This window comes from Micromonospora sp. D75 (genome assembly GCF_018070405.1).
Classification (GTDB): domain Bacteria; phylum Actinomycetota; class Actinomycetes; order Mycobacteriales; family Micromonosporaceae; genus Micromonospora; species Micromonospora chalcea.
Window position 1 is genome coordinate 1 of the sequence record NZ_JAGPXV010000410.1, and the last position, 5402, is coordinate 5402.

4 protein-coding genes and 1 pseudogene are annotated in these 5402 nt (G+C 72.9%); 3 read left to right on the forward strand and 2 right to left on the reverse strand.

Translation table 11 applies throughout. The features are described from left to right. On the reverse strand, nucleotides 1-919 hold a 919-nt coding region (locus KBX39_RS21845), incomplete at its 3' end, for a hotdog domain-containing protein (protein ID WP_282102450.1). A 143-nt stretch (nucleotides 920-1062) separates the two neighbouring features. Between KBX39_RS21845 and KBX39_RS21850 the strand changes: the two genes are divergently transcribed. Beyond that, complete coding sequence (locus KBX39_RS21850) at nucleotides 1063-1716, forward strand: hypothetical protein (protein ID WP_064447700.1); 654 nt, start codon at nucleotides 1063-1065, stop codon at nucleotides 1714-1716. Between the two features lie 52 nt (nucleotides 1717-1768). Here the strand turns inward: KBX39_RS21850 and KBX39_RS21855 are convergent, their stop codons facing one another. Then, the gene (locus tag KBX39_RS21855) at nucleotides 1769-2932 is read right to left on the reverse strand and encodes an acyl-CoA dehydrogenase family protein (protein WP_043326488.1); all 1164 of its coding nucleotides are present in this window, start codon (nucleotides 2930-2932) and stop codon (nucleotides 1769-1771) included. Between the two features lie 248 nt (nucleotides 2933-3180). Between KBX39_RS21855 and KBX39_RS21860 the strand changes: the two genes are divergently transcribed. Continuing rightward, nucleotides 3181-4608 carry a UDP-glucose/GDP-mannose dehydrogenase family protein gene (locus tag KBX39_RS21860; protein ID WP_043326489.1) on the forward strand — a complete coding sequence of 476 codons (1428 nt, stop codon included), beginning with the start codon at nucleotides 3181-3183 and terminating at the stop codon, nucleotides 4606-4608. 162 nt (nucleotides 4609-4770) lie between these two features. Then, nucleotides 4771-5402 (forward strand): annotated as a pseudogene (locus KBX39_RS21865) (permease); the annotation flags it as partial.

A 5402-nucleotide genomic window follows, 5' to 3' on the forward strand; every position in this document is an offset into this window, starting at 1 on the left:
GCGCCCGGCGGACCGTGGCGGCCACGTGGTCCAGCAGCGCGGGATCGACCCGGCCACCGCCGGGTGGCGTCACCGGGCGCGGCGGCGGCGCCCACACCCGCTCGACCGGGTGCAGGGCGGCCTCGGCGCGTACCACGGGGGCGGCGTCGCCCGCGCCGAGCAGCGCGGCGAAGCGGTCCGCCTGCGGGGTGGCCGACATGGCCAGCAGCCAGAGGTCCGGGCGCAGCGTGCCGCGCGCCTCGACGCTGAACGCCAGCGCCAGGTCCGCGTCGAGCTGCCGTTCGTGGCACTCGTCGAGCAGCACCGCGTCCACGCCGGGCAGCTCCGGGTCGTGGTGCAGACGGCGCACCAGCAGACCGGTGGTGACCACCTCGATCCGGGTACGCGGCCCGGCCCGGCGCTCGCCGCGCACCGCGTAGCCGATCCGGTCGCCGACCCGGTCGCCGAGCAGCGCGGCCATCCGGTGCGCGGCGGCGCGTGCGGCGACCCGCCGGGGCTGGGCGATCACCACCCGTCCGGCGACGGCGTCGGCGACCGCGAGTGGCGCGGTGGTGGTCTTGCCGGTGCCCGGCGGCGCCACCAGCACGGCGGCGCCCCGGTCGCGCAGCGCTTCGACGAGTGCCGGCAGCACCGGCCGGACCGGACGGGGCGTGCCACCCACGTCGACGCCCACGAAGACCAGGTACGCGGTGGCGACCCGGACCGGTTCCTCCTCGGCCGAGTCCCAGCGCTCGGCGACCACCTTCACGCCGACCTCCATCGAGGTGCTGCCGGTCCAGTTGATCTGGGCGTGCGCGTGCACGAGGTCGCCCACCCGGACCGGCTCGGAGAAGACGATCTCATCGATGGAGGCGGTCACCGCGGTGCCGCCACTGTGCCGGGCCGCCGCCGCGCCGGCAACGTCGTCCACGAATTTCATCAGTACCCCACCGTGCACGGTCCCGTACAGATTGACATCGACCGCGGTCATGATGCGACTGAGCGTGACGCGGGAGTACGAGGTCGGTTTACCCGGCGGGACCGCGGGATGATCTGTCATGCCGAAAACGGTACGGTGCGCGGATGCGACATCTCTGGAGCTTCCTCGCCGGGTTGGCGGTGGCGCCCGTCACCTGGGTGCTCGTCACGCTCGGTCAGGACGGATCTGAGCGGACCGTCGACCGCTGGGTGGAGATCGGGACGTACAGCACGCCGAACCTGATCGAGCCGGCCGTCTATCTGGGCGTCGCCGGCATCCTGCTCGGCCTGCTCGGCACGTTGCGCTTCTCGCCGCTCGGCCCGCTCGTGGCCGGCCTGCTGCTCGCGGTCCCGTACCTCGGGCTGTTCGTCGCGCCGTTCAGCGTGCGGGACCGGGTGCCCGGTGACCTGAAGCTGCTCGGTGACCCGCTGCCGCTGCGCGACCCGCTCGACAACGGCACGCTGTTCCTCATCGGCGTGCTGCTGCTGATGGCCGTGTTCAGCACGAGCCGCTGGCGGCGTCCCGCCACACCCGCGCCGGCCGAGGCGGAGCTGACCCCGGCCGCCGCGCCGGTGGAGCACAAGCCGACGCTCACCGACTGGCCTCCGGCGCCGGCGAAGGACCCGGACACGCCACCGCTCACGCTGGCGTACCCCGAGAGCCCGACCGAGCCGCTGCCCCGCCGTACCGGCGGCGAGTCGCCGTGGTCCGCCCCGCCGCGTGGCGCGGGCCGGCCGGAGGGCACCGAGAGCCGTTGAACGAGCGCGGGCGGGCCGGTGTGCACCGGCCCGCCCGCCCGAACGCCTCCGGTCAGCCCTTGAGCAACTGACGGGCCATGACGATGCGCTGCACCTGGTTGGTGCCCTCGTAGATCTGGGTGATCTTGGCGTCCCGCATCATCCGCTCGACCGGGTAGTCGCGGGTGTAGCCGTAGCCGCCGAGCAACTGGACCGCGTCGGTGGTGATCTCCATGGCGGCGTCCGACGCGAAGCACTTCGCGGCCGCGCCGAAGTAGGTCAGATCCGCGTCGCCGCGCTCGGACCTACCGGCGGCGGCGTACGTGAGCTGCCGGGCCGCCTCCAGCTTCATGCCCATGTCGGCGAGCATGAACTGGATGCCCTGGAAGTCGGCGACCGGCTTGCCGAACTGCTTGCGCTCCTGGACGTAGCCCTTGGCGTAGTCCAGCGCGCCCTGGGCGATGCCGACGGCCTGCGCGGCGATGGTGACCCGGGTGTGGTCCAGCGTCTTCATCGCGGTGGCGAAGCCGGTGCCCTCGGCGCCGATCATGCGGTCGGCCGGGATCCGTACGTTGTCGAAGTAGACCTCGCGGGTCGGCGAGCCCTTGATGCCGAGCTTCTTCTCCGGGGCGCCGAAGCTGACGCCCGGGTCGGACTTCTCCACGACGAAGGCGGAGATGCCCTTCGACCGGGCTGTGGGATCGGTCACGGCGAAGACGGTGTAGTACTCGGAGACGCCCGCGTTGGTGATCCACCGCTTCACGCCGTTGAGCACCCAGTGGTCGCCGTCGCGTACCGCCTTGGTGGTCATCGCGGCGGCGTCGGAGCCCGCCTCCGGCTCGGAGAGGCAGTAGGAGAACATGCCCTCCCCGGCCGCTACCGGAGTCAGGTACTTGCGCTTGAGCTCCTCGGAGCCGGCCAGCAGCAGCGGCATGGTGCCCAGCTTGTTCACCGCCGGGATCAGCGAGGACGAGGCGCAGGCCCGCGCCACCTCCTCGATCACGATGGCCGTGGCCAGCGCGTCCGCGCCGGCGCCGCCGTACTCGACCGGGATGTGCGGGGCGTGGAAGTCGGCGGACCGCAGCGCCTCGTAGGACGCCTTCGGGAACTCACCTGTCTCATCGGCCTCAGCGGCATGCGGTGCCACCTTGGCCGCACAGACCTCACGGACCGCCTCCCGGATCGCCTCGTGCTCCTCCGGCAACCGGTAGACGTCGAACGACTGCTCTGCGGCCATGTCGGCCCTCCCCTTTCACCGCTATCATGCGCAGTCTGTACCGCCCGGGGGCCGAAGACTGCCGCAAACTGAAGGATAGCCACCGGCCCCTGCCGGACCTTACCGGCGGGTAGGCTCGCGCCCGAGCGTCGCCCGCCCGGCCCCACTACCCTCACAGCAGAAATTCAGTTCCCTCGGTGCCCGGCCCAGGCGCCCCCAGCAGAATGCGACGCATGGAAGCGCCGCCAGTGCGAGCGGAGAAGACAGGCGTGACGATTCCGTACCCGAACACCCAGCCGATGCCCGCCATCGCCGCGGTGACCCCGCCGTCCGGCGCCCCCCGCCCCCGGGTGACGTTCCTCGGCACCGGCTACCTCGGTGCGACCTACGCCATCTGCTACGCCGAACTGGGCTACGAGGTGCTCGGCTTCGACGTCGACGCGGACAAGATCGCCAAGCTGAACGCCGGTGAGGTGCCGATCCACGAGCCCGGCCTCGACGAGCTGCTGCGGCGCAACCTGGCCGCGGGCCGGCTGCGATTCAGCACGGACATCAACGAGACCGCCGACTTCGGCGACGTCCACTTCATCTGCGTCGGCACCCCGCAGCGGGCCGACGGCATGGGCGCCGACCTGTCGTACGTCGAGGCGTCCGTGACCAGCCTGGCCCAGCACCTGACCCGTAAGGCGCTGATCGTCGGCAAGTCCACCGTGCCGGTGGGCACCGCCGAGTGGGTGGAGCAGCTCGTCGGCAAGCACAGCCCGGCCGACCTCGGCGTCGAGGTGGCGTGGAGCCCCGAGTTCCTCCAGGAGGGCTTCGCCGTCGACGACGTGCTGCGTCCGAACCGGATCGTGGTCGGCGTCAAGAGCGAGTGGGCAAACGGCATGCTCTACGCCGCGCACAAGGGCGTCTTCGACCTCGCCGCCACCGAGGACCGCGAGGTACCGCTCGTGGTCACCGACTTCGCCACCGCCGAGCTGGTCAAGGTCGCCGCGAACGCGTTCCTCGCCACCAAGATCTCCTTCATCAACGCGATGGCGGAGGTCTGCGAGGCCGCCGGCGGCGACGTCACCCAGCTGGCCCGCTCGATCGGCTACGACCCGCGCATCGGCAACCGCTTCCTCCAGGCCGGACTCGGCTTCGGCGGCGCCTGCCTGCCCAAGGACATCCGCGCCTTCCAGGCCCGCGCGCAGGAGCTGGGCGCCGGTGAGGCGCTGCGCTTCCTGCACGAGGTCGACCTGATCAACCTGCGCCGGCGCAGCCGCGTCGTGCAGCTCGCCGCCGAGCTGCTCGGCCGCCGCTCCGGCCCGGCCGGGCCGGACCTGTCCGGCACCCGCGTCGCGGTGCTCGGCGCCACGTTCAAGCCCAACACCGACGACGTACGCGACGCGCCGGCGCTCGCGGTCGCCGCGCTGCTCGGCAAGGCCGGCGCCGACGTGCACGTGTTCGACCCGCAGGGGATCGAGAACGCGCGCCGCGCGGTGCCCGAGCTGACGTACGAGGAGACCATGAACGACGCCGTCCGCGGCGCCGACCTGGTCTGCGTGCTCACCGAGTGGGCCGAGTTCCGCAACGCCGACCCGGTGGCCCTGGGCGAGCTGGCCAACGGCCGCAAGGTGGTCGACGGGCGCAACTGCCTCGACTCCACACTGTGGACGCAGGCCGGCTGGGAGTACCGCGGCATGGGCCGCCCCTGATCCGCTGACCGCGCGGACCGGCCGCCGGGGAACGTCTCCCGGCGGCCGGTCCGCTTATTGTTGTCCGGAACGCGGCGGCAACTGTCGAAATCCCGGCCCACTCAAGGCATGCTGCCTCTGGGAGGTCCACAGTGCGAGGGCACGGGCGGACGGGAGACTGTCGTGGAGAGCTTCAGGTGCGCCTCGTGCGGGCAGGACATCAAGCCCGCCGTCGTCTGCCCGCACTGCGGCGCGCACCAGCCGCAGTGGGCCGAGCACCTGGCCGACATCGAGCGCTCGATCGCCGAGATGAAGGCCCGCGACGCCGAGATCGCCCGGGAACAGCGGCAGATCGCCGCCAAGATGCAGGCCGCCCTCTTCCAGCGGGACATCCTGGCGCACGCCGGTGAGGAACGGGTCCGGCAGGCCACCCGGCCGCGCCGGGTCCTGCGCCGCCGGCCCGGCCGCCGCCCGCCCACCGCCGCCACCGGCGCGCCGCCCCGGGTGCCCCGCCAGGGCACCTCGCCGCCCGGGCCGCCGGAGGACCTGCCCCCGTCGCCGCCGCGCGGTCGCCCCCGCTGGCTCGATGCGGACGACCCGGAGCACCCGCCCGAGGCGTCCTCGCGCGAGGTGCAGAACATCCCGCTGGGGCTGGGCGCGCTCCTGCTCGGCGTCGCCGCGGTGGTCTTCGCGGCGGTGGCCACCAGCTCGATGGACGCGCTGGCTCGTCTCGGCGTACTGCTGGTGGCGACGGCGCTGATGCTCGTCGCCCCGCCGGTCCTGGCCCGGCGCGGGCTGACCTCCACCGCCGAGAC

Excerpts from the sequence above, each read along its gene's own strand:
- KBX39_RS21850 (WP_064447700.1), top strand. The coding sequence starts at position 1,063 with ATGCGACATCTCTGGAGCTTCCTCGCCGGGTTGGCGGTGGCGCCCGTC.
- KBX39_RS21855 (WP_043326488.1), bottom strand. The coding sequence starts at position 2,932 with ATGGCCGCAGAGCAGTCGTTCGACGTCTACCGGTTGCCGGAGGAGCAC.